The organism is Xanthobacter luteus, assembly GCF_040049235.1.
Classification (GTDB): domain Bacteria; phylum Pseudomonadota; class Alphaproteobacteria; order Rhizobiales; family Xanthobacteraceae; genus Xanthobacter.
In genome coordinates this window covers 1,453,293-1,475,400 of the sequence record NZ_JBDZDO010000001.1, presented here as the reverse complement: position 1 = coordinate 1,475,400, position 22,108 = coordinate 1,453,293, and the positions used below count along the sequence as shown (strand labels likewise).

Below are 22,108 nucleotides of genomic sequence, written 5' to 3'. Positions count from 1 at the left end.
TTGCCTTTCAATCTCCCTCTCTGCCCATTTTGGTGCCATGAGATCGCATTGGAAAGCCTATTTCACGCGTCATGAGCCGTCCTGCGGCTCGGTCCTCATCGGCATGAAGTCCGGGGCCGGCGGCATGCTGGGCATGGGGCTGGTGGCGGGGCTCGCCGCCTTCACCGATCTGCCGTTCCTGATCGCGCCGTTCGGCGCCAGCGCCGTGCTGCTGTTCGCCCATCCCGCGACGCCGCTCGCCCAGCCCGCCAACGTGGTGGGCGGCTATGCGCTCGCGGCGATGGTGGGCCTCGGCTTCGCGCTGCTGTTTCCCGGCGCCTGGTGGGCGGCGGCGGTGGGCGTCGGCCTCGCCATCGCCGCCATGCTGGCGTTCCGCGTCTCCCACCCGCCGGCCGGCGCGGTGCCGATCCTGATGGTGCTGGCGCCGGGCGATCCCATGCCGCTGGTGGGGGTGGTGGTGATGGGGAGCCTTGCCCTGGTGGGGCTGGCGATCGTCTACCACCGGCTGCCGCCGCGCCACGATTATCCGCGCCGTCCGTTCTGACCGGGCGGCCGCGTCCGCGGGCGCCGGCCCCGCGCCCACGGCAGCCCCGTCCGCCGAGGCGGGACGGGGCTGGCCGGCAAACGCGAGACCTTGTTGCCGGTGCGCGGGACGCAGCCCGCCTCCTAGCCGCCGATTGTGCGTCCAAGGCGGCCGGATCGGGCCCGACGGCAGCAAATTCGTGGCGCCGCCGTGTCGGCCGCCGGTATCTGCTGCCGCCGCGCGCACGCGGCGCGGCCCCTTCGGCCGCCCCCATGCCCTCGTCCGCACGCCCTCGCCGATCCCTCGCCCGGAGCGCCCCTCATGCTCGAAGCCCTGCTTGCCCCCTTGCGGGCGCCGTTCCGCGCGGCCGCGCCCCGCCCCGAGGCCAAAGCGAGCCGCACCGCGGCTCTGGTCGCCTTCCTCTCCGCCGGCCGGCCGGTCTGGAGCCCGCGCGACTACGCCACCCTGGCGCGCGAGGGCTTCACGAAGAACGCCGTCGCCTACCGCGCCGTGCGGCTGATCGGCGAGGCGGCGGCGAGCGTGCCGCTGGTGCTGATGGCGGGCCCGCGCGAGCGCGCCGCGCACCCGCTGCTGGACCTCATCGCAAGGCCCAACGGGCGGCTCGGCGGCGCCGCCTTCATGGAGGCACTGTGCTGCCACCTGCTGGTGGCGGGCAACGCTTATGTGGAGGCGGTGGCGGTGGAGGGGCGGGTGCGCGAGCTGCATCTGCTGCGGCCCGACCGGGTGCGCGTGGTGCCCGGCGCCGACGGCTGGCCCGAGGCGTTCGACTACACGCTCGCCGGCCGCACCGTGCGCATCCCCCAGGAGAGCCTGATCGCCGGCGCCGACGTGCCGCCGGTGCTGCACCTTGCCGCCTTCAACCCGGTGGACGACCATTACGGTCTCGCGCCGCTGGCGGCGGCCGCCCAGGCGCTCGACCTCCACAACGCCGCGAGCGCCTGGAACAAGGCGCTGATCGACAATGCCGCGCGCCCCTCCGGCGCGCTGATCTATGGCGGCGCGGGCGCGCTCACCGAGGAGCAGTTCGAGCGCCTGAAGAGCGAGCTCGAGGCCTCGTTCCAGGGCGCCGCCAATGCCGGGCGCCCGCTGCTGCTGGAGGGCGGGCTCGAATGGCGCGCGCTCTCGCTCTCGCCCAAGGACATGGATTTCGAGGCGGCGCGCAACGGCGCGGCGCGCGAGATCGCGCTCGCCATCGGCGTGCCGCCGCTGCTGCTGGGCATCCCCGGCGACAACACCTATGCCAATTATGCCGAGGCCAACCGGGCGCTGTGGCGCCAGAGCGTGGTGCCGCTGGTGCGGCGCGTCGCCGACGAGCTCGCCTCCTGGCTGGCCCCCGCTTATGGCGAGAGCCTGCGCCTGGTGCCCGACCTCGACCAGGTGGAGGCGCTCGCCGCCGAGCGCTCCGAATTGTGGAAGCGCGTCGGCGCGGCGGACTTCCTCACCGACGCCGAGAAGCGCGCGGCGGTGGGCTATGGCGTGACCGCGGGCTAGGGGCCGCCGCGCCGCCCGCGCCCCTTCCGCGGCCGGCGGAAGGGGCTTCGTCCTGCCCGCCGCGCCGCGTTCGAGGAGCCTGACATGGACGGCCTGATCCGCGCCATCGCCGAGCGCGGCGACCTGGCCCATGTGGCGCTGCTGCTGTGGGCGCTCGGCGCCTCGCTCGCTTTCTTCCGCGCCTTCGCCGAGGTGGCGCGGGCGCACCGGCGCTTCGACGCCTTCGTGCGCGAGCTCGCCTGCTTCAACGCCCGGCATGGCCGCCTGGAGTAAGCGCGCGCCCGCCTCCCGATCGAGGCCGCCCTCCCCGCTTCGGCCTCCCTCCCCCCTTGCGGGGAAGGCAGGGTGGGGGGTGCAGCCGGCCTTGCCGCTTGTCCTGCTCCTGACCGCCGCTTGCCCTACGCCTGAGGACAACCCCGCCGCGCGGACCCCCCCACCCCATCCCTCCCCCACAAGGGGGGAGGGGGCGCGTGGGGCGGACGGCGCGCGGGGGGAGGGCGCGCGTGGGACGGAGGGGGCGCTTGGGCGGAGGCGGCGCGGAGCCCGTCAGCCAGTTTCCGCCACCCGCTGGCACGCTGATCCCCCGCGCCGCCCTCCCCGCTTCGGTCTCCCTCCCCCCTTGTGGGGGAGGGCAGGGTGGGGGGTGCAGCCGGCCTTGCCGCTTGTCCTGCTCCTGACCGCCGCTTGCCCTACGCCTGAGGACAGCCCCGCCGCGCGGACCCCGCACCCCATCCCTCCCCCACAAGGGGGGAGGGGGCGCGTGGGGCGGAGGGGGCGCGCCCCAGTTCCACCGGCCACCCCGATCCTCGTCCACCCACATCCACCGGAGATCTTCCATGCGCGCCCCGTTCCAGAAGGCGCCCGCGCCGCGCATCCGCGCGCTGACGGGCGCCCCCTCCCGTCCCAAGGCCCAAGGCGCGAGCACAAGCGCGAGCGCGCCGCAGAGCGTGTTCCGCGACTTCGTGGCGACGCTCGAGCGCCTGGAGAAGGGGCGGCGCAGGAAGAAGCCGTCCGCCCCCGGGCGGGAGTCGTGAGGATGGAGGCCGGCCCCGCCATCGCCGGCTATGCCTGCCTGTTCGGCGTGGTCGATCTCGGCCGCGACATGGTGCTGCCCGGCGCGTTCCGCGAGAGCCTCGCCCGGCGCGGCCCGAGCGGGGTGCGCCTGCTCTACCAGCACGATCCCGCCGAGCCGATCGGCGTGTGGACCGAGCTCGCCGAGGACGCGCGCGGCCTTTATGTGCGCGGCCGCCTCTCGCGCAACGCCCGGCGGGCGCGCGAATGCGCCGCGCTTGTCGCCGAGGGCGCGCTCGACGGCCTCTCCATCGGCTTCAAGGCGGTGGAGGCCGCGAGCGACCCGCGCACCCGGGTGCGGCGCCTCTCCCGCATCGATCTGTGGGAGGTGTCCATCGTCACCTTCCCCATGCAGCCGGGCGCGCGGGTCGCGCGCGGCGCCCCCGACGATCCCGGCGCCGATCCGGCGCGCGCCTTGAGGGAGGCCGCCGCGCGTCTGCGGCAGGCCGCCCGCACCCCCGTCAACCTCTGAGGACGAGACCCATGGCCATGATCCTGAGCGCCCCCGAGACCAAGGTGGCGAAGCCCGAGACCGCCGAGGAGCGCGCGGCGGTGAACGACTTCATCGCCGCCTTCGAGAGCTACAAGGCGGCGAACGAGGAGCGCCTGGCGCAGATCGAGACGCGCGGCACCGACATCGTCACCGCCGACAAGCTGGCGCGCATCGACGCCGCGCTCGACGCCCACCAGGCGCGGCTCGACGCGCTCGCCACCAAGGCGCGCCGCCCGGCGCTCGGCGGCGCCGCGGGCGCGCCGGAACGCAGCGCAAGCGAGGCCGCCCACGCCGACGCCTTCGACGCCTATGTGCGCCACGGCGAGGCCGGCGGCCTGAAGGCGCTGGAGGCCAAGGCGCTCTCCGCCGGCACCGGCGCGGACGGCGGCTATCTGGTGCCGTTCGAGGCCGAGGCGGAGATCGGCCGGCGCCTCGCCGTGCTCTCGCCGGTGCGCGCGCTCGCCAGCGTGCGCACCATCGGCGCCGGCACCTACCGCAAGCCCTTCATGACCTCCGGCCCGGTCTGCGGCTGGGCGGCGGAGACCGCGGCGCGGCCGCAGACCGACAGCCCGGTGCTGGCCGAGCTCGCCTTCCCGGCCATGGAGCTCTACGCCATGCCCGCCGCCACCACGGCGCTGCTGGAGGATGCCCGGATGAACCTGGAGGAGTGGCTCGCCGGCGAGGTGGAGGCGAGCTTCGCCGCCCAGGAGGGCACCGCCTTCGTCGCCGGCGACGGCGCCGGCAAGCCCACCGGCTTCCTCGCCTACGCCAAGGCGGCGGAGGCCGCCTGGACCTGGGGCAAGGTGGGCTTCGTCGCCACCGGCGCGGCGGGGGCCTTCCCCTCGGCGACCCCGGCCGACCCGCTGATCGACCTCGTCCATGCGCTGAAGGCGCCGTACCGCCAGAACGCCACCTTCCTGATGAACCGGCGCACCCAGGCAGCGGCGCGCAAGCTGAAGGACGAGAACGGCAATTATCTGTGGGCGCCGCCCCCCGGCGCCGGGCAGAGCGCGAGCCTCATGGGCTTCCCGGTGGCCGAGAGCGAGGACATGCCGGACCTCGCGGCCGACGCCTACGCCATCGCCTTCGGCGACTTCCGCCGCTTCTATCTGGTGGTCGACCGCGCCGGGGTGCGGGTGCTGCGCGACCCCTATTCCGCCAAGCCCTACGTGCTGTTCTACACCACCAAGCGGGTGGGCGGCGGGGTGCAGGACTTCGACGCGGCGAAGCTCCTGAAGTTCGCCGCCTGAGGCGCCGCTGGGCGGAAAGCCCTCTCCCCGGCGGGGCGAGGGTCGGGTGAGGGGCGGCCGGGCGGTCTTTCCCGCCGGCTGCGCGCCGCGCGCGGCGAACCCCTCACCCCCGCCCTCTCCCCCCGCGAGAGGGAGCCGGCGGGGCAAAGGGAAAGGCGGCGGCCGGGTCCGCCGCGCTTCAGTTGGGCAGCACCACGCAGGCGCCGCCGGCTTGGCGCAGGCGGTCGCACAGCCGCGCCGCCGCCTCGCGCGTCCCGGCGGGCAGGCGCACCCGGTAGAAGGGGCGCGCGCCGCGCCCGGCGGTGCGGGTCGAGATGATCACCGGCAGCTGGTCCGCGATCACCGCGCGGTAGCGCTCCGCCGTGCGGCGGAAGGAGGCGAGGGCGCGCTCGCGCGAGAAATTGCCTGAGAGCTGCACGCCCCACGGCGCGAACAGCTCGCTCACCGCGCCTGCCGGCAGCGGCGCGCCCTGGCGCAGGGACGCCAGCGTGACGCGGCACGAGCCGGCGGGAAAGGCGGGTGGCGCGCCCCCCTGGCGCTTCAGCGCCGCCCAGTCCTGCGCGCTCATCCCGGTGATGAGCTGCACATAGGTGCGCGTCTCCGCGGGCAGGCCGCCGCCGGCGAGGAAGCCGTTCACCCGCCCCGGCCCGGCATTGTAGGCCGCCGCCGCAAGGCCGAGATTGCCGAACTGCCGCAACAGGTCCGCCAGCAGCTTCGCCGAGGCGGGAATGGCGTGCTCGGGATCGAACGGGTTTTCGAGCCCGCGCTCGCGCGCGGTCGCCGGCATGAATTGGGCGATGCCCTGGGCGCCGGCGCGGCTCACCACGTCGGTGCGGAACGCGCTCTCGCGCCAGATCAGGCGGGTGAAGAAGGAGGCGGGGATGCCCTCCGCCTGCGCCGCGCCGTCGACGAGGCGGCAGACCGCGTCGTCGATGGTCTCGCCGGCGGCCGAGGCCGGTGCCGCCGGGGCGCCGGCGGGCCTTCCGGCGGACGTTTGGGCGGACGTTTGGGCGGACGTCTCGGCGGGCTTGGCGCGAGGCGCGGCGCCGGGCTCCTGCGCCGCCGCCGCACCGGCGCCGATGAGCCACGCCGCGAGCGCGGCGCCCCAAGCCACGCCCCGAGCCGCGTCCCAAGCCGCGTCCCAAGCCGCGTCCCAAGTGGCGTCCCAAGTGGCGTCCCAAGTGACGGCCGTCCGGCCGCGCCGCGCCGCCGGGCCCGCTCCCGCAGTGATGGTCATGTTCCGCCTCCGCCGGTGCGCGGGGAACGGGATCAGCGCCCGCCGAGCGCACGCAGTGTGGGGTCGATCCAATCGCGATGCAGCGACACCAGCGTGACGCCGGTGACGCCGCCGCAGCCGCGCGCCCCGCCGGGCGCCGTGGCCCAGCCGATGACGCCCGCCACCGCGCCGTCGCGGAAGGCCGGCCCGCCGGAATCCCCGGTGCAGGCGCCGGCCCCGCCCTCGGCGCGCGACAGGCGCACCATGATGCCGCCGGTGGAGCCGATGTTCGGCAGCGACACCGTGCGCAGCGTGCCGGCGCTCTTGGTGGCGCCGTCCGCGGTGACGCCGAAGCCGGCGATCAGGAAGTCCGCGCCCTTGGGCGGCAGGCCGCCGGCATCGGCGAGCCGCGCCGGGCGGAAGCTCGCCGGCAGCGGCTCGGCGAGCTTGACGAGCGCGAGATCCGGCGTCGGCCGCCTTGTGCGGAACTGGTCGAGGTCGAAGCGCGGATGCAGCGCGATGCGCGCCGCCGGCAGCAGCTTCGGGGCCGCCCCCGAGAGCAGCGCCACCGCATAGTCCGCCGCCGGCGCGACGCAATGCGCCGCGGTGAGCACCACGTCCGGCGCCAGCACCGTGCCGGTGCAGGTGGCGCCGCGCGTCGAGACGATGAGCACCGTCTGCGCCGCCACCTCCGCCGCCGCCGGCGCGCCGCCGACCACGGCGCCGGCAGGGCCGGCCGCGGGGCCGGCGAGGAGCGCGAGGGCGAACAGGGCGGCGAAGGCGGACGGCGCGCGGCGCCACGCTGGACATCTCATCCCGGTCTTCTGCCGGGGGCGCGCCGCGCCGTCAACACACGGCGCCGGCCGCGCCGGCCGCCCCCCGTCCCGACGCCTTCTCTTTCCTTTGGAGCGCACCCATGCCCGAGCCCCTCGCCGGCCCCGCGGCCGAGCCATTGACGCGCGCCGAGGCCAAGGCCTTCCTGCGCATCGACCACGATGCCGAGGACGCGCTCCTCGACGCGCTCATCCCCGCCGCGCGGCGGCTGGTGGAGGCGGCGAGCGGGCGCATCCTGGTCGACCAGGTGTTCGCGCTCGCCCGCGACGCCTGGCCGCCCGCCGGCGTCATCGCGCTGCCGGTGGCGCCGGTCTCCGCCATCCTGTCCGCCAGCGTGACGGCGGCGGACGGCGGCACGCGCGCCGTGCCCGAAGGGGCGCTGACGCTGAAGGGCGATCGCGCCCCCGCTCTGATCCATGTGGACGCGGCGCTGGCGCCCGCGCCCGGCCCGCGCCACTACGGCATCCGCATCGTCGTGCGCGCCGGCTACGGCGCGGCGGCGCAGGACGTGCCGGCGGACCTCGTCCAGGCGGTGCGGCTCGCGGTGGCGCATTTCTACGAGCTGCGCGACGGCGCGGGCGCGGCGACGCGATTGCCCGACGCGGTCCTGGCGCTGATCGCGCCCTATCGCGTGGTGCGGCTGTGAGCGCCATCGGCGCGCTGCGCCAGCGCCTCGCGCACCAGACCTATGTGGACCTGCCGGACGGTGCCGGCGGCATCGCCCGCACCTTCCTCACGGTGGACCAGCTGTGGGGCCGCCTGGAGATGCTCGCCGACGATTTCACGCTCGCCTCGGAACGCCCGCAGGGCGGCCACCGCGTGCGCATCACCGTGCGGGCGCCCAACACCATCGCCCCCGGCGACCGGCTGCTGCTCGGCGCGCGCGTCTTCCACGTGGAGGCGACGAGCGACCCGGACGGGCGCGGGCGCCTCTCGCGCTGCCGCTGCCGGGAGGAGCAGCCGTGAGGGCGAAGGTCGGCTCCCGCGGCCTCGACGGCCTCGCCCGGCGCCTCGCCGCCCGCGCCCTCCCGCCCGCTGTGGAGGCCGCCGCGACGCGCGCCGCCGCCGCCTTGGCGCAGGACCTGGCCGCCTCGGCCGGCGCGCCCGCCGAGACCTCGGGCAGCGGGGCCCGGCGCCGGGTGCGCGTCAATGATGCCGCCGCGCTCGGCCGCGAGCGCGGCACCCTCGGCGCGCCGCCGGCGCCCTGGCTCGCGGCGGCGCTGCTGGCATTCCGCAGGAGGCGCCCGTGAGCCTGCCCCTCACCAGCCCGGCACTCGCCTTGCGCGCCGCCCTCCACGGGGCGCTCCTCGCCGACGCGCCGCTCGCCGCGCTGCTCGGCGGGGCGAAGGTGTTCGACGTGCCGCCGAAGGACGCGGACTTTCCTTTTGTCGCGCTCGGCGAGGCGGTGGTGGCCGACTGGTCCACCGCCACCGAGCGCGGCACCGAGCATGCGCTCACGCTGCACGCCTTCTCCCGCTCCGGCGGGCGGGCCGAGGCGATGGCGCTCGGCGCCGCCATCGCCGAGGCGCTGCACGACAAGCCGCTGGCGCTCGATGCCCACCGCCTCGCCAACCTGCGCGCCACCACGGCGGAGGTGGTGCGCGATCCCGACGGGCGCACGTTCCACGCTCTGGTGCGGTTCCGCGCCGTCACCGAGCCGCTCTGATCCCTCTTTCCGGAGACACGCCATGGCCGCGCAGAAGGGCAAGGACCTTCTCCTCAAGATGCACGACGGCACGAGCCTGGTGACGGTGGCGGGCCTGCGCTCGCGCCAGATCGCCTTCAACGCCCAGAGCGTGGACGTGACGCACGCCGAATCGTCCGGCCAGTGGCGCGAGCTGCTTGCCGGGGCGGGGGTGAAGCGCGCCGCCGTCACCGGCTCCGGCGTGTTCAAGGATGCCGCCTCGGACGCCTTGGTGCGCGAGGCGTTCTTCGCCGGCGCGATCCCGGAATGCCAATTGGTGATCCCGGATTTCGGCACCGTCACCGGCCCGTTCCAGGTCACCGCGCTCGAGATCGCCGCCGAGCACGACCGGGAGGTGACCTTCGACCTGACCTTGGAGAGCGCCGGCGCGCTCGCCTTCGCCGCGCTCTGAGAGGCTGCCGCCATGCCCAATCCCCGACGCGGCGAGATCGCGGCCGTGCTCGACGGCCGCCCGCGCACTTTGGTGCTCACCCTCGGCGCGCTCGCCGAGCTGGAGGCCGCCTTCGGCGCCGCCGATCTGATGGCGCTCGCCGCGCGCTTCTCGAACGGCCGGCTCGGCGCGCGCGACGCCGCCCGGATCATCGCCGCCGGCCTTGCCGGCGCCGGCGAGCGCGTGAGCCTCGAGGAGGTGGAGACGATGCGCGCCGAGGGCGGGGCGGCGGGCTATGCCCGCATCGTCTGCGACCTGCTCGCCGCCACCTTCGGCGGCGCCGAGGAGCGCCCTTCGCCGCCGCCGGAGGGCTGACCCCCGCGCCCGCCGCCCCCGCCCCCTTCCCCTGGGAGGCGGCGATGGGCGCCGGGCTCGGCCTCCTGCGGCTGCCCGCCGACCAGTTCTGGCGCCTGACGCCGCGCGAGCTCGCGGCGGCGCTCGCCGTGCTTGCCCCCGGTCGCGCGCCGCCGCTTGGGCGCCCGGGGCTCGACGCGCTGATGGCGCGCTTTCCCGATGACCCCGACCCGAGGAGCCGGCAGTGAGCGAGAGCGTGGACGTCGAACTGTCCGTCGACACCAAAAAGGCCCTGGAGGCGCTCGGCGCCGCCGAGGTCTCGGCGCGCGGCTTCGCCAGCGCGCTGTCGAGCGCCTTCACCGGCGTGGCGCTCAAGGGCAAGGATCTCGGCACGGTGCTGGAGCAGCTCGCCGAGCGCCTCGCCGGGCTCGCGCTCACCGCCGCGCTGAAACCGCTGGAGCAGGGGCTCACCAGCCTCCTGTCCGGCGCGCTGGGCGGCATCGGCTTCGCCGACGGCGGGGTGATCCAGCAGGGCCAGGTGAAGCCGTTCGCGCGCGGCGGCGTGGTGGCGGCGCCCACCTATTTTCCGCTCGCCTCCGGCCTCGGCCTGATGGGCGAGAAGGGCGCCGAGGCGATCCTGCCGCTCTCGCGCGCGGCCGACGGCACGCTCGGCGTGCGCAGCGCGCCGACGGGCGGGCGCGCCAGCGTGACGGTCAACGTGGCGACCCCGGACCTCGCCGCCTTCCGCCGCTCGGAGGCCTATCTGTCCGGGCTCGTGGCGCGGGCGGTGGCGCGCGGCCAGCGCGGCGCGTGAAAGCGCGGCGCCCGGCTCAGCGGGTCTGGCGCCAGGGGTCGGCGGCGGCGGGCGGCGGCGCGGTCTTCTTGTCCGGCGGGGGGGCGGCGGCGGCCGGCGCGGCCGCGCCGGTGCCGGTGGGCGTGTTGCCCGCGCCGGGATTGGCGCTGAGGCTGCCGCCCGAGAAGGCGTCCACGCGCACGGCGCCGCCGGCGCGCACGCAGCTGTCGCTGCCCGGCACCTTCTGGAAGCCGGGGCCGAGCGCCGCGCAGGGGTTCGACTGGGCGAAGGCGGGGCTGCCGAGGGGCCAGAGGACGGCCACGGTTAGGGCCGCCAGCAGGGCGGCGCGCGTGGTCGCATCGCGCAGGGCGCGGCGCGCGGAAGGCAAGGGGCAGCGTGGTGCCATGGCCGTCGGGTCCGGAACGAGAGACAGGATCGTACCCGGCGAAATCTAGCGCCGTTAATTCCGGGCACAAGCCTGCCCTGTCCCTGCCGAAGGGTCAGCTCCGGGGGATGGTCCGGACGCGAAGGGGTGCGCCGGGAATGGCAGCGCCGGGAAGCATGGTCGTGCGCGAAGCCGCCAGAGGCGGGCCGCACGGGCCAAGCGCGCCGCATGTTCCATGCGGAAAATCCGCATGGTGCTCCGAGCCCGCAGGACTCGAAGTCGAAGCGCCCCGAAACCGGGCGCTCCTCAATCAAACGACCCGCATCCGTCGGACGCGGCGTCACCAAGACCTGTGCGATCACGACCGATGCATCACGACCGATGCCACCATGATCGGATCCGTTCGCGGCAGACGCCGTCCCGCGCACAGCGCCGGCAGCGTAGCGACCGACCCGCGACGGCACGGCGCCGCGCGGGTCCTCGGAACGGTCAGGATGCGCGAGGCGGCCCCACCGAAGGGGCCACCCTCACTTCTTCTTGGCCGGGGCCTTGGCCGCGGGCTTCTTCTCCGCCGCGGGCTTGGCGGCGGGCTTGGCGGCGGCCTTCGGCGCGGCGGCCGGCTTTTCCGCAGCCTTCTTCTCGGCGGCGGGCTTGGCAGCGGCCTTGGGCGCAGCGGCCTTCGGCGCAGCGGCCTTGGTCGCCATCTTGGCAGGGGCCTTGGCGGCGGCCTTGGCCGGGGCTGCGGTCTTCGCCGCAGCCTTGGCGGGGGCCTTGGCGGGCGCCTTCGCCGCCGTCTTCTTCTCGGCGGGCTTCGCCTCCGCGGTCTTCGCGGGGGCCTTCGCGGCCGCCTTCGTGGCCGGCTTCTTCTCCACCGCGGGGGCCTTCGCGGGGGCCTTGGCCGGCGCCTTCTTCTCGGCGGCGGCGGCGGGCTTCTTCGCGGGCTTCGTAGCCATGCTTTTGCTCCATCCTCATCGAGGAAATGAAAGTCAAGGCGTGCGATTAGACTATGTCAAGCGGCTTTTTATTGATTTGCCTTAAGAATTGGGGATTGGAGGCCTCCCATGGGCGGTTTTCACGAGGTTCTCTTCCCGATCGAGGTCGCGCTGGGCGCCTCGGGCGGTCCGGAGCGCGTCACGCAGGTGGTCACGACCGCCACCGGACGCGAGGAGCGCAACACGCGGCAGGCTGATTCGCGGCGCCGCTGGGACGCCGGATACGGCGTGCGCACGCTCGCCGCGCTGAGCCAGGTGGTGGCCTTTTTCGAGGAGCGCCGCGGGCGCCTCCACGGCTTCCGCTGGCGCGACCGGCTCGACCATTCCTCCGGCCCGCCGGGGTGCGCGCCGACGCCGCTCGACCAGCGCATCGGCACCGGCACCGGAGTGCGTCGCGACTTCGCGCTGTCGAAGACCTACGGCCTGCTCCACGCGCCCTATGCGCGGCCCATCGCCAAGCCGGTGGCGGGCAGCGTGCGCGTGGCGGTGGACGGCATGGAGGCGCCGCCGGCGGCGTTCGCGGCGGACCTTGCCAGCGGCCTGATCACCTTCGCCGCGGACGCCGCGCCGGCCGATGGCGCGGCCGTCACCGCCGGCTTCCTGTTCGACGTGCCGGTGCGCTTCGACACCGACTTCCTGGAGGTGAATCTCTCGGCCTTCGCGGCCGGCGACATCCCGCGCATCCCCGTCATCGAGATCCGTCCGTGAGGCCGTCATGAGAGAGCTTCCCGCCGCCCTCGCCGCGCGCCTCGCGGCGGGCGTGACCACGTTCTGCACCGCGGTCCGCGTCACCCGCCGCGACGGCGTCGTGCTCGGCTTCACCGACCACGACCGCGACCTTGTGGTCGACGGCACGCCGATGCGCGCGGCCTCGGGCATCGCGCCGAGCGAGAACACGCTCGCGCTGGGGCTCGCCGTCACCGGCGCCGAGCTGTCCGGCGCGCTCTCCTCCGACGCGCTCGCCGCGGACGACCTCGCCGCCGGCCTCTATGACGGCGCGCAGGTGGACCTGCTGCTGGTGGACTGGTCGGCGCCGGAAAGCTTCGTGCTCCTGCGCAGCGGCACGATCGGCGAGGTGCGCAGCGCGGACGGCGTCTTCACCGCCGAGGTGCGCTCCCGCGCCGACGCGCTCGGCGCTGCGCGCGGCCGGCTCTATGCGGCGCGCTGCGACGCCGATCTCGGCGATGCGCGCTGCGGCGTCGACCTCGACGCGCCGGCCCACGGCGCCACGGCGAGCGTCATCGGCGCGGACGGCCCGCGGCTCGTGCTCGCCGGTCTTGGCGAGTTCGCGCCGGTGACGTTCGCGCGCGGCCGGCTGGTCTTCACCTCGGGTGCGTGCGCCGGCTTCGCCAGCGCGGTGAAGTCGCATCTTGTGGAGGACGGCGCGGCGGTGGTGCGCCTGTGGCAGCGCCCGCCCTTCGCCGTGGCGCCGGGCGACGCGGCGCGCCTCACGGCGGGCTGCGACAAGGCCTTTTCCACCTGCCGCGACCGCTTCGCCAACGCGCTCAACTTCCGCGGCTTCCCCCACATGCCGGGCAACGACTTCGTCATCACCGTCGCGGTGCCGGGCGAGGGCGGATACGACGGCGGGCTCCTGTCGTGAGCCGCCCGCTCGATCGCGCCGCGATCCTCACTGAAGCGCGCGCCTGGCTCGGCACGCCCTATCGCCACCGCGCCTCGGTGAAAGGCGCCGGCGCCGACTGCCTCGGTCTGGTGCGCGGCGTGTGGCGCGCGCTGATCGGCCCCGAGCCCGAGCCGCTGCCGCCTTATGCGCCCGACTGGGCCGAGGCGGGCAAGCGCGAGACGCTGGCCGACACCGCCCGCCGCCGCCTCGTCGCCGTGCCGCTTGATGCCGCGCGGCCGGGCGACGTGCTGCTGTTCCGCTTCCGCGCGCATCTGCCGGCCAAGCACGCGGCGATCCTCTCCGCCGGCACGCTCGGCGGCGGCAGGATGATCCACGCCTTCGACGGGGCGGCGGTGTGCGAAAGCCATGTGTGCCGCTGGTGGGCGCGCCGCTGCGCCTTCGCCTTCGCCTTTCCGGGGGTGGAGGACTGAAGTTCCCCGGACGCATGCAGCGCGAGCGGAATGCGAGCCGGGGTCCAGCGCAACAGATCGCCGAAGGCGCTTCGATGGCCGCCGCCCGAGGGACTTGTCCGCTGCGCGGAAGTCTTGCGCCGGGTCCCGGCTCTCCTTCCGCTGCGCGTCGCTCCGCAGCAGTCAGCCGGGACGCGGGGCTGTTCCCCGGACGCATGCAGCGCAAGCGGAATGCGGGCCGGGACGCGGGGGGCGGAATCACCCGCGGCCGTTGCTCTGCCAATTCCATTCCCCAGCCCAAGGATCACCCCCATGGCGACCCTGCTTCTCGGCGCGGCCGGCTCCCTGATCGGCGGCGCGCTCCTCGGGCCCATCGGCGCGGTGGCGGGGCGCGCGCTCGGCGCGCTCGGCGGCGCCGTCCTCGACCAGACCCTGATCGGCGGCGCGCGCACGCCGAAGGCCGAGGGCCCGCGTCTGTCCGACCTCGACGTGATGGCCTCCACCGAGGGCGCGCCCGTCGCCCGGCTCTACGGCCGCGCCCGCCTGCCGGGCCAGGTGATCTGGGCGACCAAGCTGCGCGAGGTGCGCCGGGAGGAGAGCCAGAGCGTCGCCGGCAAGGGCGGCTCGCTGGCGCCCAAGGTCACCACCTACACCTATTATGCCAATTTCGCGGTCGCGTTCTGCGAGGGGCCGGTGACCCGCATCGGCCGCATCTGGGCCGACGGCAAGCCGCTGGACCAGCGCCGCCTCTTGATCCGCACCCATCTCGGCGGCGAGGACCAGGCCCCCGATGCCTGGATCGCCGCCAAGCAGAGCGAGGCCGGGACGCCGGCCTATCGCGGCATCGCCTACCTGGTGTTCCAGGTGCTCGACCTCACCGATTTCGGCAACCGCATCCCCCAGATCACCGCCGAGGTGGAGCGCCCGGTGGGGGCGCTGGAGGGGCAGATCCGCGCCGTCACCCTGATCCCCGGCGCCACCGAGTTCGGCTACGATCCGCTCACCGTGCGCCAGCAGGTGGGGGAGGGCGCGTTCCTTCCCGAATCGCGCCACGTCACCACCCATCCGAGCGACTTCGAGGCGGCGCTGGAGCAGCTGCGCAGCTGTTGCCCGAACCTTGCGCGCGTGAGCCTCGTGGTCTCCTGGTTCGGCGACGACCTGCGCGCCGGCGCGTGCGCCGTGCGCCCCAGGAGCGAGCGGCTGGTGAAGGCGACCACGCCGGTCTCCTGGGCGGTGGGCGGCGACACGCGCCTCACGGTGCCCGAGGTCTCGCGCTTCGACGGCCGCGCGGCCTATGGCGGCACGCCGGACGACGGCAGCGTGCTGCGGGCGATCCGGCGGCTGAAGCAGGAGGGCATCAAGGTCACCCTCAACCCGTTCGTGATGATGGACATCCCCGCCGACAACGCGCGCCCCGACCCGTGGACCGGCGCGGCCGCCCAGCCCGCCCATCCCTGGCGCGGGCGCATCGTCTGCGATCCCGCGCCCGGCCGGCCGGGCAGCGTCGACGGCACGGCGGCGTGCGCGGCGCAGGTGGCGGCGCTGTTCGGCACGGCGCAGGGCCATCACTTCACCAGGCTCGGCGACCTCGTGCTCTATTGCGGCCCGGCGGAATGGAGCCTGCGCCGCATGGCGCTCCATTATGCCCATCTCGCCGTGGCGGCGGGCGGGGTGGAGGCGATCCTGATCGGCTCGGAGTTCGAGGCGCTCACCCGCCTGCGCGACCACACCGGCGCCTTCCCGGCGGCGCAGGCGCTCGCCGACCTCGCGGCGGAGGTGAAGGCGGTGGTGGGGGCGGACACGTTGGTGTCCTACGCCGCCAACTGGAGCGAATACGGCGCCCAGGCGTTCGACGGCGGCGACCTGCGCTTCCCGCTCGACGCGGTGTGGGCCTCGCCCGCCGTGGACTTCATCGGCATCGACTATTACCCGCCCATGGCCGACTGGCGCGAGGGCTCGGACCATCGCGACGCCGCGCTGGCGCGCGCGCCCTATGAGGCGGCCTATCTCAAGGCCAATCTGCGCGCCGGCGAGGGCTACGACTGGTTCTACGCGGACGAGGCCGCGCGCCGCGTCCAGGAGCGCACGCCCATCGCCGACGGCGCTTATGGCGAGCCGTGGGTGTTCCGCCAGAAGGACCTCTGGTCGTTCTGGGCCAATGCCCATTACGAGCGCGCCGGCGGCGTGCGGCACGGCGCGCCCACCGCCTACGCGCCGGGCGCCAAGCCCATCCGCCTGATGGAGGCGGGCTGCCCGGCGGTGGACAAGGGGCCGAACCGCCCCAGCGTGTTTCCCGATCCGAAATCGTCCGAAAACGCGCTGCCGCCGTTCTCCACCGGCGCGCGCGACGACCTCGTCCAGCGCCGCGCGCTCGGCGCGATCCTTTCCACCTTCGAGCCGGCGGCGGGCGCGAGCCTTGCCGACAATCCGCCGGCCGCGCTCTATGACGGGCGCATGGTGGAGGCCGGCTGCACCTTCCTGTGGACCTTCGACGCGCGGCCCTATCCCCAGTTCCCGCTGGCGCGCGCGGTGTGGGCGGACGGCGCCAACTGGCACACCGGCCACTGGCTCAACGGCCGGCTCGGCGGCGCGCCGCTCGACGGCCTCGTCGCCCGGCTGTGCGCCGATTTCGGCATCGACGGGGTGGACGCCGCCGCATTGTCCGGCGCGGTGGATGGCTATGTGGTGGAGCGGCCCATGAGCGCGCGCGCCGCCATCGAGCCGCTCGCCCGCGCGTTCGGCTTCGAGGCGGCGGAGGCGGGGGCGACCATCGCCTTCCGCCCGCGCGGGCGCGCCGCGCCGGTGGCGCTCAATGCCGACGATCTGGTGCGGACCGAGGACCGCCCGCTGGTGACCTTCACGCGGGCGCAGGAGAGCGAGCTGCCGGCGGCGGTGCGCCTCGGCTTCATCGACGCGCACCGCGACTATCGCCGCGTCAGCCTCACCTCGCGCCGGCTGGTGGGCGGCAGCCGCCACGAGGTGGAGGCGGACCTCGCGGTGGTGGCCGAGACCGCGACCATGGCGCGCGCCGCCGACATCTGGCTGCAGGACCTGTGGACCGGCCGCGAGACCGCCGCCTTCACGCTCGCCCCCTCGCGCCTTGCTCTGGTGCCGGGGGATCTGGTGCGCCTTGCGCTCGACGGCCGGGAGCACCTATGGGAGATCACCCGCGTGGAGGAGGCGGAAGCGCGCGCGGTGAGCGCGCGCGCCATCGATCCGGAGGTGTTCGACGCCGCGCTGGCGCCGGAGGAGGACGGCGCCGTGGCGCTGCCGCCGCCCTCCGGGCCGCCCGCCGTGGCGCTGCTGTCCCTGCCCGCCGAAAGCGCGGCGGAGCCGGTGCCGCTGCAGTATCTCGCCGCCGCCGCCGAGCCCTGGCCGGGCACGCTCGCGGTGTGGCGCTCGGGCGACGGGGCGAGCTTCGAGGCGATCGCCGCGCTCACCTCGCCGGCGGTGTTCGGCACGCTTCTGGATGCGCTCGCGCCCGGCCCGCTGTGGCGCTTCGACCGGTTCCAGAGCGTGCGCGTCGCCACCGCCGCGCTGGTCTCGGCGAGCGAGGCGCAGGTGCTCGACGGCGCCAACATGATCGCGCTGTTCGCCGAGGGGCGCGATTGCGATATCCTCCAGTTCACCGAGGCGCAGCTTCTGGAAGAGGGCGTGTTCCGCCTCGGCGGCCTGCTGCGCGGGCGCGCCGGCACCGAGCTTGCCGGCGCCGAGCTTTGGCCCGCGGGCACCCGGCTGGTGAAGCTCGACGGGCGCGTCGAGCCGGTGGCCTCCGGGCTGTCCATGCTGGGGCGGTCCTTCCTCTATCGCGTCGGCCCGGGGCGCGGCGACCAGGGCGACGAGGAGGTCAGCGAAGTCGCCGGTACCGTAGAGGGCACGGCGCTGCGCCCGCTCTATCCGGTCCACGCCCGGGCGCGGCGCACCGGGGAAGGGGTCGCGCTGTCCTTCGTCCGCCGCACCCGCACCGAGGGCGACGGCTGGGAGCAGATGGAGGTGCCGCTCGGCGAAGCGCGCGAGGCCTACCGCCTGGAGATCCTCGACGGCGCCGACGTGGTGCGCGCCTTCGAAACCGAGACGCCCGCCGTGCTCTATCCCGCCGCCGCCGAGAGCGCCGATTTCGGCGCCCCGCAGGCGACGCTCACCGTGCGCATCGCCCAGCTTTCGGCCGCGGTGGGGGCGGGCGCGGCGCGCGTGCGGACGCTTTCCGTCGCCTGATCCTTCCCTCACCTGCGAGCATGAGAGGACCGCCCATGGCGTCCGACAGCACGGCCAATCTGGCGCTGCCCTATCTGGCGGCGGCCCAGGCCCAGAAGCACGTGACCCACAACGAGGCGCTGCGCCGCCTCGACGCCTTCGTGCAATTGGTGATCGAGAGCATCACCGCGAGCGCGCCGCCGGCAACGCCGCCCGAGGGCGGGCGCTGGTTCGTGCCGGCGGGCGCGAGCGGCGCCTTCGCCGGGCAGGAGGGACGGATCGCGGCCTTCGAGGCGGGCGTCTTCGACTTCCTCGCGCTGGCGCCCGGCTTCCTCGCCTTCGTGAAGGACGAGGGCCGGCTTGCCCTGTTCGACGGCGCCGCCTGGGTCTCGCCGCTGGCGGCGAGCGCCCACCGCGCCGCCATCGAGGCGCGGGTGCTGGAGGAGGACCTTGCGCTCTCCGGCGCCGTCGCCGAGAGCACCATCGCCATCCCCGACCGCGCCATCGTGCTCGGCGTGACCACGCGCACGCTCGCGGCGGTCACCGGTGCCGCCTCCTACGATTGCGGCATCGCCGCCGAGCCGGCGAAGTTCGGCGGGTCGCTGGGCGCGAGCGCCGGCTCCACCAATGCCGGCGTGATCGGCCCCACCGCCTTCTACGCGCCGACGCCGATCCGCCTCACCGCCAATGGCGGCGCCTTCACCGGCGGCGTCGTGCGCCTCGCCGTCCATCTGCTCGCCTGCCCGGTGGCCGGCGCCTGATCCCCGCTTCCAGGAGTGTCTGATGCCTTACGATCCCGCCCGCGATCCCATGCGCGGCCACGCCGCCTCGCTCACCTCGCCCACCCGCCGGCTCAGCGCGGTGACACCCTCCGACGCGGCGGATCTCGCCACCTACGCCAAGGCGCTGTGGGCGTTCGTGCCCGAGGACGTGGCCGGCGGCGTCGGCACGGTGCGGGTGACGCCGGTGGGCGCGGGCGACGGGGAGAGCGTGGACATCCGCGCGCTGCCCGGCCTGCAGCCGCTGCCGCCCTGCCAGGTGCGCCGGGTGTGGGCGACCGGCACCGCGGCGGGCGTCCACGTCTACGCTTTGGTGGAAGGCTGAGGCCGGCCGCCCCGCGCCGCCCGGCGCGGTCCTTCTCCCTCCCGAGGAGCGAACCCATGATCCATCGTCCCGCCCTCCGCCGCCGCACGGGGAGGTGCGCGTGATGTCCCATCTCGGTCCGGGGCTGGGGCTCGACACGGCGGCCAGCCGCCGCCCCCCGGCCCGCTTCTTCCTCGCCTCCGCCTTCCAGCTCGACGGGGCGGCGCCGACGCTGGTTGCCGACTTCGCCCGCGACCGCCATGCGCTCGGCGGCGCGCAGGTGGCGGCCTCCGCCATCCTCACGGTGTCGAGCGGCATCAAGAGCGTGCTCGGCCCCTCCGGTGCGCTTGTGACTTCGCCGGCGAACGCGCCGGCCTATACCCACCGCACCGGCCGGCGCCGCCTCCTGATCGAGGGGCCGGCCACGAACCTGCTCACCTGGCCGGCCGACCTCACGCAAGCGGATTGGGCGGCCAGCAACGCCGCGGTCACTCTTGCGGCGGGCTGGTCCTTACTGCGGGAGACCGTCAACACCACTTTTCACCGTGTCGGGCGGGACGCTGTGACCGTGGTGTCCGGCGCCACCTACACGGTCAGCGCGCTGGTGCGCCGGGCCGGCCGGCGCTACCTCTTCTTCCGGTCTTCGCTGGCCGGCGGCGGGCTGAACAACGTCACCTTCGATCTCGACAGCGGCGCGGTCGTCTACGCCCACGCCCTTTACACGGCGCGCATCCGCCAGATCGCGGCGGATGTCTATCTCGTTGAGGCGAGCTTCGCCTCCTTGGGCACGTCGGGGGCGCTCTACATCAGCGCCGCGCCGACCGACCCCGGCACGGGTGCCGGCTCCTGGGAGGGCGACGCCAACCTCGGCCTCGACATCCGCTACATGCAGCTCGAAGCGGGCTCCGCCGCGACCTCGCTGGTGGACGGCGGGGCTTCAGCGGGCTCGCGCGTCGCCGACGTGGCGCAGCTCACGAGCGGCGCCGCCGCGGCGCTCCAGGGCGCGGCAGGATCGTTCGTATGGCGGGGGACGGTGCGCGCCGCGTCGGCGGCGATCCAGCACATGATCGGCCTGCCGGGCAACTTCCCGCTGCTGCGCACGCGCGCGACCGGCGTCCTCCAGATGGAGGACGGCGCATCGAGCCTCAACATCTCCGGCGTCGGGGCCGTGCCCGGCGAGATCGGCGCCGCCATCGCCTGGGACGAAGCGGGGCGCGCCGGCGCCGTCAATGGCGGCGTCGCGGCATCGGACGCCGTCCATGTCACCGCGTCGCGCGCCTCGGTCTATCTCGGCGGATATGTGGGCCTGCCGGCCGGCTGCGCGCTGGAGATCGACGAGATCGTGGCCTGGGCCGCGCGCGGCTCGGGCGCGGCGCTCACCGCACAGGCGAGGGGCTGGGCATGAGCACGACGACGGGCACGACGATCTTCCTGCGCTTTTCCGACCGCGCGAGCGCGCAGGCGGCATTCGCGCTCTATGGCTCGGGCACCGTCGCGGGGCCGGACGGCGCGCCCGTCTGGCCGTCCTGCGGCAGCTATCAGGGCCACCGCTACGACATCGCGATCGTCGGCGCCGACGGCACGCTCTTCCGCCCCACGGGCGAGACCGTCGAGACCGATGCCGAGATCGGCCCCGTCCCGGTGCTGGCGCCGCTGCCCGGCTTCCACGTCAACGTGCTGTGGCAGGGGCCGGCCGACCTGATCCCGGATTTCGGCGCCGCGCGGGTGTTCCCGGCGACGCCGGAATGCGTGTTCGCCTGAGCGCACCTGCCGGGCCAGCAGCCGGGCCGAGCGGCAGCTTGGCCGGGCGGTTGAGGGAGACGAGCGGCCGGCCTCGGGTGCGGGGGATCCCTCGGCCGGCCGATCGCTCCTGACCGGCATCTTTGGTGCCGCCCCATCCTTAGCGCGGCGGACGAGCGCGCTGCTTCCCCAATTCGAGGGATGAGCCCCCGTCCGCGGCAACTTTCGCGGCGGCGCCATCCCGCCATTCTTCCTCAATGAGGCCGATCCCATGAGAGAGAGCTTCACGCCGTCGCTCGCCGCCGTGCTGGTGCATGAGGGCGGCTATTCCAACCACCCTTCCGACCCCGGCGGCCCCACCATGAAGGGCGTCATCAAGCGGGTCTATGACGACTACCGCCGGTCCAAGGACCTGCCCGTGCGCGACGTGCGGCAGATCGCCGAGGCCGAGATCCAGGAGATCTACCGCCGCCGCTACTGGGATCTGATCCAGGGCGATCGGCTGCCCGCCGGCATCGATTATGTGGTGTTCGACGGCGCCGTGAATTCCGGCCCGGCGCAGGCCACGAAATGGCTGCAGCGCGCGCTCGGCATCCCGGCGGACGGCGTGCTCGGCCCCGCGACCCTCGCCGCGGTGGCGCGGGCGCAGGATCACGACGCCGTCGTCGCCGGCATCCAGGCGCGCCGGCTCGCCATGCTGAAGGCGCTGCGCACCTGGCCGGTGTTCGGCAAAGGGTGGGGCCGGCGGGTGGAGGAGGTGCGCCGGCTCGGCCTCGCGCTGGCGGCCGGCGCGCAGAACCTGCCCTTGCCGACCACGAGCGCGAGCGGCAAGGCCTATGCCTCCAGCGCCAAGGCGCCGCCCCCGAAATCGGTCGGCGATGCGCTGGCCGCCGGCGGCACGGTGGCCACCGGCATCACGGTGGCCACCGACGCTTTGGCGCCGCTCGCCGACAAGAGCGCCACGGCGGCGACCCTGCTCACCGTGCTCATGGTGGCGGGCGCGCTGGTGGGCGTGCTCGGCTTCGTCTACCGCGAATGGGCCAAGGCCAAGGCGGCCGAGCTCCTCGACGCCCTCGACCTCAAGGCGCCGGATCTCGGGTCGGCGGCCGAGCCTGAAGAGGTGGCGGCATGAGCGCGCTCCTCGCCCTCCTTTCCGCCAAGTGGGGCGCCGCGCTCGCGCTGGGCTGGCTGGTGCCGGCCGGCGCGGCGCTGGTGAGCCTCATCGCCACGCTGCTGTGCGGCGGCGACTGGGTGCTCGCCCTGATCGTCTCGGCCGGCGCCGCCGGCTTCGTCGCCCTCTGGTCGACGCTCGGCCTGAAGCCGGCGCTCGCCTGGCTCGCCGGCGCTGTGGCCGCCGCCATCCACCGTCTCGGCGTGCGCCAGGGCGCCGCCCAGCAGCAGGCCAAGGAGCAAGCCCATGCCGACCGTGCCGTTCAGAAGGCGGAGCGCGCGCGCGCTGATGCCGATCGCCGCAATGCTGACGCTCGCCGCCTGCGCGACGACGACGGGTTCCGGCGGGACTGACGTGTTCTGCCGCTCGGCCAAGCCCGTGCGCTGGT

28 protein-coding genes are annotated in these 22,108 nt (G+C 75.0%); 24 read left to right on the top strand and 4 right to left on the bottom strand.

The annotated features are described in order from the left end of the window. Positions 1 to 37: 37 nt before the first annotated feature. The 6 genes from ABLE88_RS07245 to ABLE88_RS07220 all read left to right on the top strand — a co-directional run bounded on the left by ABLE88_RS07245 (position 38) and on the right by ABLE88_RS07220 (position 4,849). Positions 38 to 544: an HPP family protein gene (locus tag ABLE88_RS07245; protein ID WP_348830763.1), complete on the top strand. Its 507-nt coding sequence runs from the start codon at positions 38 to 40 to the stop codon at positions 542 to 544. A gap of 300 nt (positions 545 to 844) precedes the next feature. Then, a complete protein-coding gene (locus tag ABLE88_RS07240; RefSeq protein WP_348830762.1) occupies positions 845 to 2,035 on the top strand; it encodes a phage portal protein in 1,191 nt (396 codons plus the stop codon). Between the two features lie 84 nt (positions 2,036 to 2,119). After that, positions 2,120 to 2,308 (top strand): hypothetical protein, encoded by a 189-nt coding sequence (locus tag ABLE88_RS07235; protein WP_348830761.1) that lies wholly within the window; start codon positions 2,120 to 2,122, stop codon positions 2,306 to 2,308. Between the two features lie 563 nt (positions 2,309 to 2,871). Continuing rightward, positions 2,872 to 3,069: a hypothetical protein gene (locus ABLE88_RS07230; protein ID WP_348830760.1), complete on the top strand. Its 198-nt coding sequence runs from the start codon at positions 2,872 to 2,874 to the stop codon at positions 3,067 to 3,069. Positions 3,070 to 3,071: 2 nt separating this feature from the next. Further along, entirely contained in the window at positions 3,072 to 3,578 is a 507-nt protein-coding gene (locus ABLE88_RS07225; RefSeq protein WP_348830759.1) for an HK97 family phage prohead protease, read from the top strand. A gap of 11 nt (positions 3,579 to 3,589) precedes the next feature. Then, positions 3,590 to 4,849 carry a phage major capsid protein gene (locus ABLE88_RS07220; protein WP_348830758.1) on the top strand — a complete coding sequence of 420 codons (1,260 nt, stop codon included), beginning with the start codon at positions 3,590 to 3,592 and terminating at the stop codon, positions 4,847 to 4,849. 178 nt (positions 4,850 to 5,027) lie between these two features. On the opposite strand, the gene ABLE88_RS07215 is transcribed toward ABLE88_RS07220, so the two are convergent. Next, positions 5,028 to 5,963 carry a lytic transglycosylase domain-containing protein gene (locus ABLE88_RS07215; protein ID WP_348830757.1) on the bottom strand — a complete coding sequence of 312 codons (936 nt, stop codon included), beginning with the start codon at positions 5,961 to 5,963 and terminating at the stop codon, positions 5,028 to 5,030. Between the two features lie 155 nt (positions 5,964 to 6,118). After that, complete coding sequence (locus ABLE88_RS07210) at positions 6,119 to 6,880, bottom strand: S1 family peptidase (protein ID WP_348830756.1); 762 nt, start codon at positions 6,878 to 6,880, stop codon at positions 6,119 to 6,121. Positions 6,881 to 6,981: 101 nt separating this feature from the next. Between ABLE88_RS07210 and ABLE88_RS07205 the strand changes: the two genes are divergently transcribed. Genes ABLE88_RS07205 through ABLE88_RS07170 form a run of 8 tightly spaced genes read left to right on the top strand, consistent with a single transcriptional unit; the run spans position 6,982 to position 10,142 of the window. Next, positions 6,982 to 7,545 carry a head-tail connector protein gene (locus ABLE88_RS07205; protein ID WP_348830755.1) on the top strand — a complete coding sequence of 188 codons (564 nt, stop codon included), beginning with the start codon at positions 6,982 to 6,984 and terminating at the stop codon, positions 7,543 to 7,545. After that, positions 7,542 to 7,865 carry a head-tail adaptor protein gene (locus ABLE88_RS07200; RefSeq protein ID WP_348830754.1) on the top strand — a complete coding sequence of 108 codons (324 nt, stop codon included), beginning with the start codon at positions 7,542 to 7,544 and terminating at the stop codon, positions 7,863 to 7,865. Before ABLE88_RS07205 ends, ABLE88_RS07200 begins: the two co-directional genes overlap by 4 nt. Continuing rightward, positions 7,862 to 8,149 (top strand): hypothetical protein, encoded by a 288-nt coding sequence (locus ABLE88_RS07195; RefSeq protein ID WP_348830753.1) that lies wholly within the window; start codon positions 7,862 to 7,864, stop codon positions 8,147 to 8,149. Before ABLE88_RS07200 ends, ABLE88_RS07195 begins: the two co-directional genes overlap by 4 nt. Next, positions 8,146 to 8,565 (top strand): DUF3168 domain-containing protein, encoded by a 420-nt coding sequence (locus tag ABLE88_RS07190; protein ID WP_348830752.1) that lies wholly within the window; start codon positions 8,146 to 8,148, stop codon positions 8,563 to 8,565. The genes ABLE88_RS07195 and ABLE88_RS07190 overlap by 4 nt, the downstream gene beginning before the upstream one ends. A gap of 22 nt (positions 8,566 to 8,587) precedes the next feature. Further along, positions 8,588 to 8,995: a phage major tail protein, TP901-1 family gene (locus ABLE88_RS07185; protein WP_348830751.1), complete on the top strand. Its 408-nt coding sequence runs from the start codon at positions 8,588 to 8,590 to the stop codon at positions 8,993 to 8,995. Between the two features lie 12 nt (positions 8,996 to 9,007). Further along, the gene (locus ABLE88_RS07180; protein WP_348830750.1) at positions 9,008 to 9,349 is read left to right on the top strand and encodes a gene transfer agent family protein; all 342 of its coding nucleotides are present in this window, start codon (positions 9,008 to 9,010) and stop codon (positions 9,347 to 9,349) included. Beyond that, the gene (locus ABLE88_RS07175; RefSeq protein ID WP_348831107.1) at positions 9,346 to 9,576 is read left to right on the top strand and encodes a rcc01693 family protein; all 231 of its coding nucleotides are present in this window, start codon (positions 9,346 to 9,348) and stop codon (positions 9,574 to 9,576) included. The genes ABLE88_RS07180 and ABLE88_RS07175 overlap by 4 nt, the downstream gene beginning before the upstream one ends. Next, the gene (locus tag ABLE88_RS07170; protein ID WP_348830749.1) at positions 9,573 to 10,142 is read left to right on the top strand and encodes a phage tail tape measure protein; all 570 of its coding nucleotides are present in this window, start codon (positions 9,573 to 9,575) and stop codon (positions 10,140 to 10,142) included. The genes ABLE88_RS07175 and ABLE88_RS07170 overlap by 4 nt, the downstream gene beginning before the upstream one ends. 16 nt (positions 10,143 to 10,158) lie before the next feature. Here ABLE88_RS07170 and ABLE88_RS07165 read toward each other — a convergent pair whose 3' ends face one another. Further along, complete coding sequence (locus ABLE88_RS07165) at positions 10,159 to 10,443, bottom strand: hypothetical protein (protein ID WP_348830748.1); 285 nt, start codon at positions 10,441 to 10,443, stop codon at positions 10,159 to 10,161. Positions 10,444 to 11,033: 590 nt separating this feature from the next. Continuing rightward, entirely contained in the window at positions 11,034 to 11,459 is a 426-nt protein-coding gene (locus ABLE88_RS07160; protein WP_348830747.1) for a hypothetical protein, read from the bottom strand. 108 nt (positions 11,460 to 11,567) lie between these two features. On the opposite strand from ABLE88_RS07160, the gene ABLE88_RS07155 reads away from it, so the two are divergent. The 10 genes from ABLE88_RS07155 to ABLE88_RS07110 all read left to right on the top strand — a co-directional run bounded on the left by ABLE88_RS07155 (position 11,568) and on the right by ABLE88_RS07110 (position 22,073). Beyond that, on the top strand, positions 11,568 to 12,206 hold the full coding sequence (locus ABLE88_RS07155; RefSeq protein ID WP_348830746.1) for a phage distal tail protein, Rcc01695 family: 639 nt from the start codon (positions 11,568 to 11,570) through the stop codon (positions 12,204 to 12,206). A gap of 7 nt (positions 12,207 to 12,213) precedes the next feature. After that, the gene (locus ABLE88_RS07150; protein ID WP_348830745.1) at positions 12,214 to 13,101 is read left to right on the top strand and encodes a phage/gene transfer agent baseplate hub protein; all 888 of its coding nucleotides are present in this window, start codon (positions 12,214 to 12,216) and stop codon (positions 13,099 to 13,101) included. After that, the gene (locus tag ABLE88_RS07145) at positions 13,098 to 13,553 is read left to right on the top strand and encodes an NlpC/P60 family protein (RefSeq protein ID WP_348830744.1); all 456 of its coding nucleotides are present in this window, start codon (positions 13,098 to 13,100) and stop codon (positions 13,551 to 13,553) included. The genes ABLE88_RS07150 and ABLE88_RS07145 overlap by 4 nt, the downstream gene beginning before the upstream one ends. Positions 13,554 to 13,844: 291 nt before the next feature. Continuing rightward, the gene (locus ABLE88_RS07140; protein ID WP_348830743.1) at positions 13,845 to 17,747 is read left to right on the top strand and encodes a baseplate multidomain protein megatron; all 3,903 of its coding nucleotides are present in this window, start codon (positions 13,845 to 13,847) and stop codon (positions 17,745 to 17,747) included. 35 nt (positions 17,748 to 17,782) lie between these two features. After that, complete coding sequence (locus ABLE88_RS07135) at positions 17,783 to 18,487, top strand: DUF2793 domain-containing protein (RefSeq protein WP_348830742.1); 705 nt, start codon at positions 17,783 to 17,785, stop codon at positions 18,485 to 18,487. A gap of 22 nt (positions 18,488 to 18,509) precedes the next feature. After that, entirely contained in the window at positions 18,510 to 18,830 is a 321-nt protein-coding gene (locus ABLE88_RS07130; protein ID WP_348830741.1) for a spike base protein, RCAP_Rcc01079 family, read from the top strand. A gap of 103 nt (positions 18,831 to 18,933) precedes the next feature. Further along, complete coding sequence (locus tag ABLE88_RS07125) at positions 18,934 to 20,214, top strand: phage head spike fiber domain-containing protein (protein ID WP_348830740.1); 1,281 nt, start codon at positions 18,934 to 18,936, stop codon at positions 20,212 to 20,214. Beyond that, positions 20,211 to 20,570, top strand: coding sequence for a hypothetical protein (locus ABLE88_RS07120; protein ID WP_348830739.1), 360 nt, complete (start codon positions 20,211 to 20,213; stop codon positions 20,568 to 20,570). The genes ABLE88_RS07125 and ABLE88_RS07120 overlap by 4 nt, the downstream gene beginning before the upstream one ends. A gap of 250 nt (positions 20,571 to 20,820) precedes the next feature. Then, on the top strand, positions 20,821 to 21,681 hold the full coding sequence (locus ABLE88_RS07115) for a glycoside hydrolase family 108 protein (protein ID WP_348830738.1): 861 nt from the start codon (positions 20,821 to 20,823) through the stop codon (positions 21,679 to 21,681). Beyond that, the gene (locus ABLE88_RS07110; RefSeq protein WP_348830737.1) at positions 21,678 to 22,073 is read left to right on the top strand and encodes a hypothetical protein; all 396 of its coding nucleotides are present in this window, start codon (positions 21,678 to 21,680) and stop codon (positions 22,071 to 22,073) included. The genes ABLE88_RS07115 and ABLE88_RS07110 overlap by 4 nt, the downstream gene beginning before the upstream one ends. Positions 22,074 to 22,108: the final 35 nt, after the last annotated feature.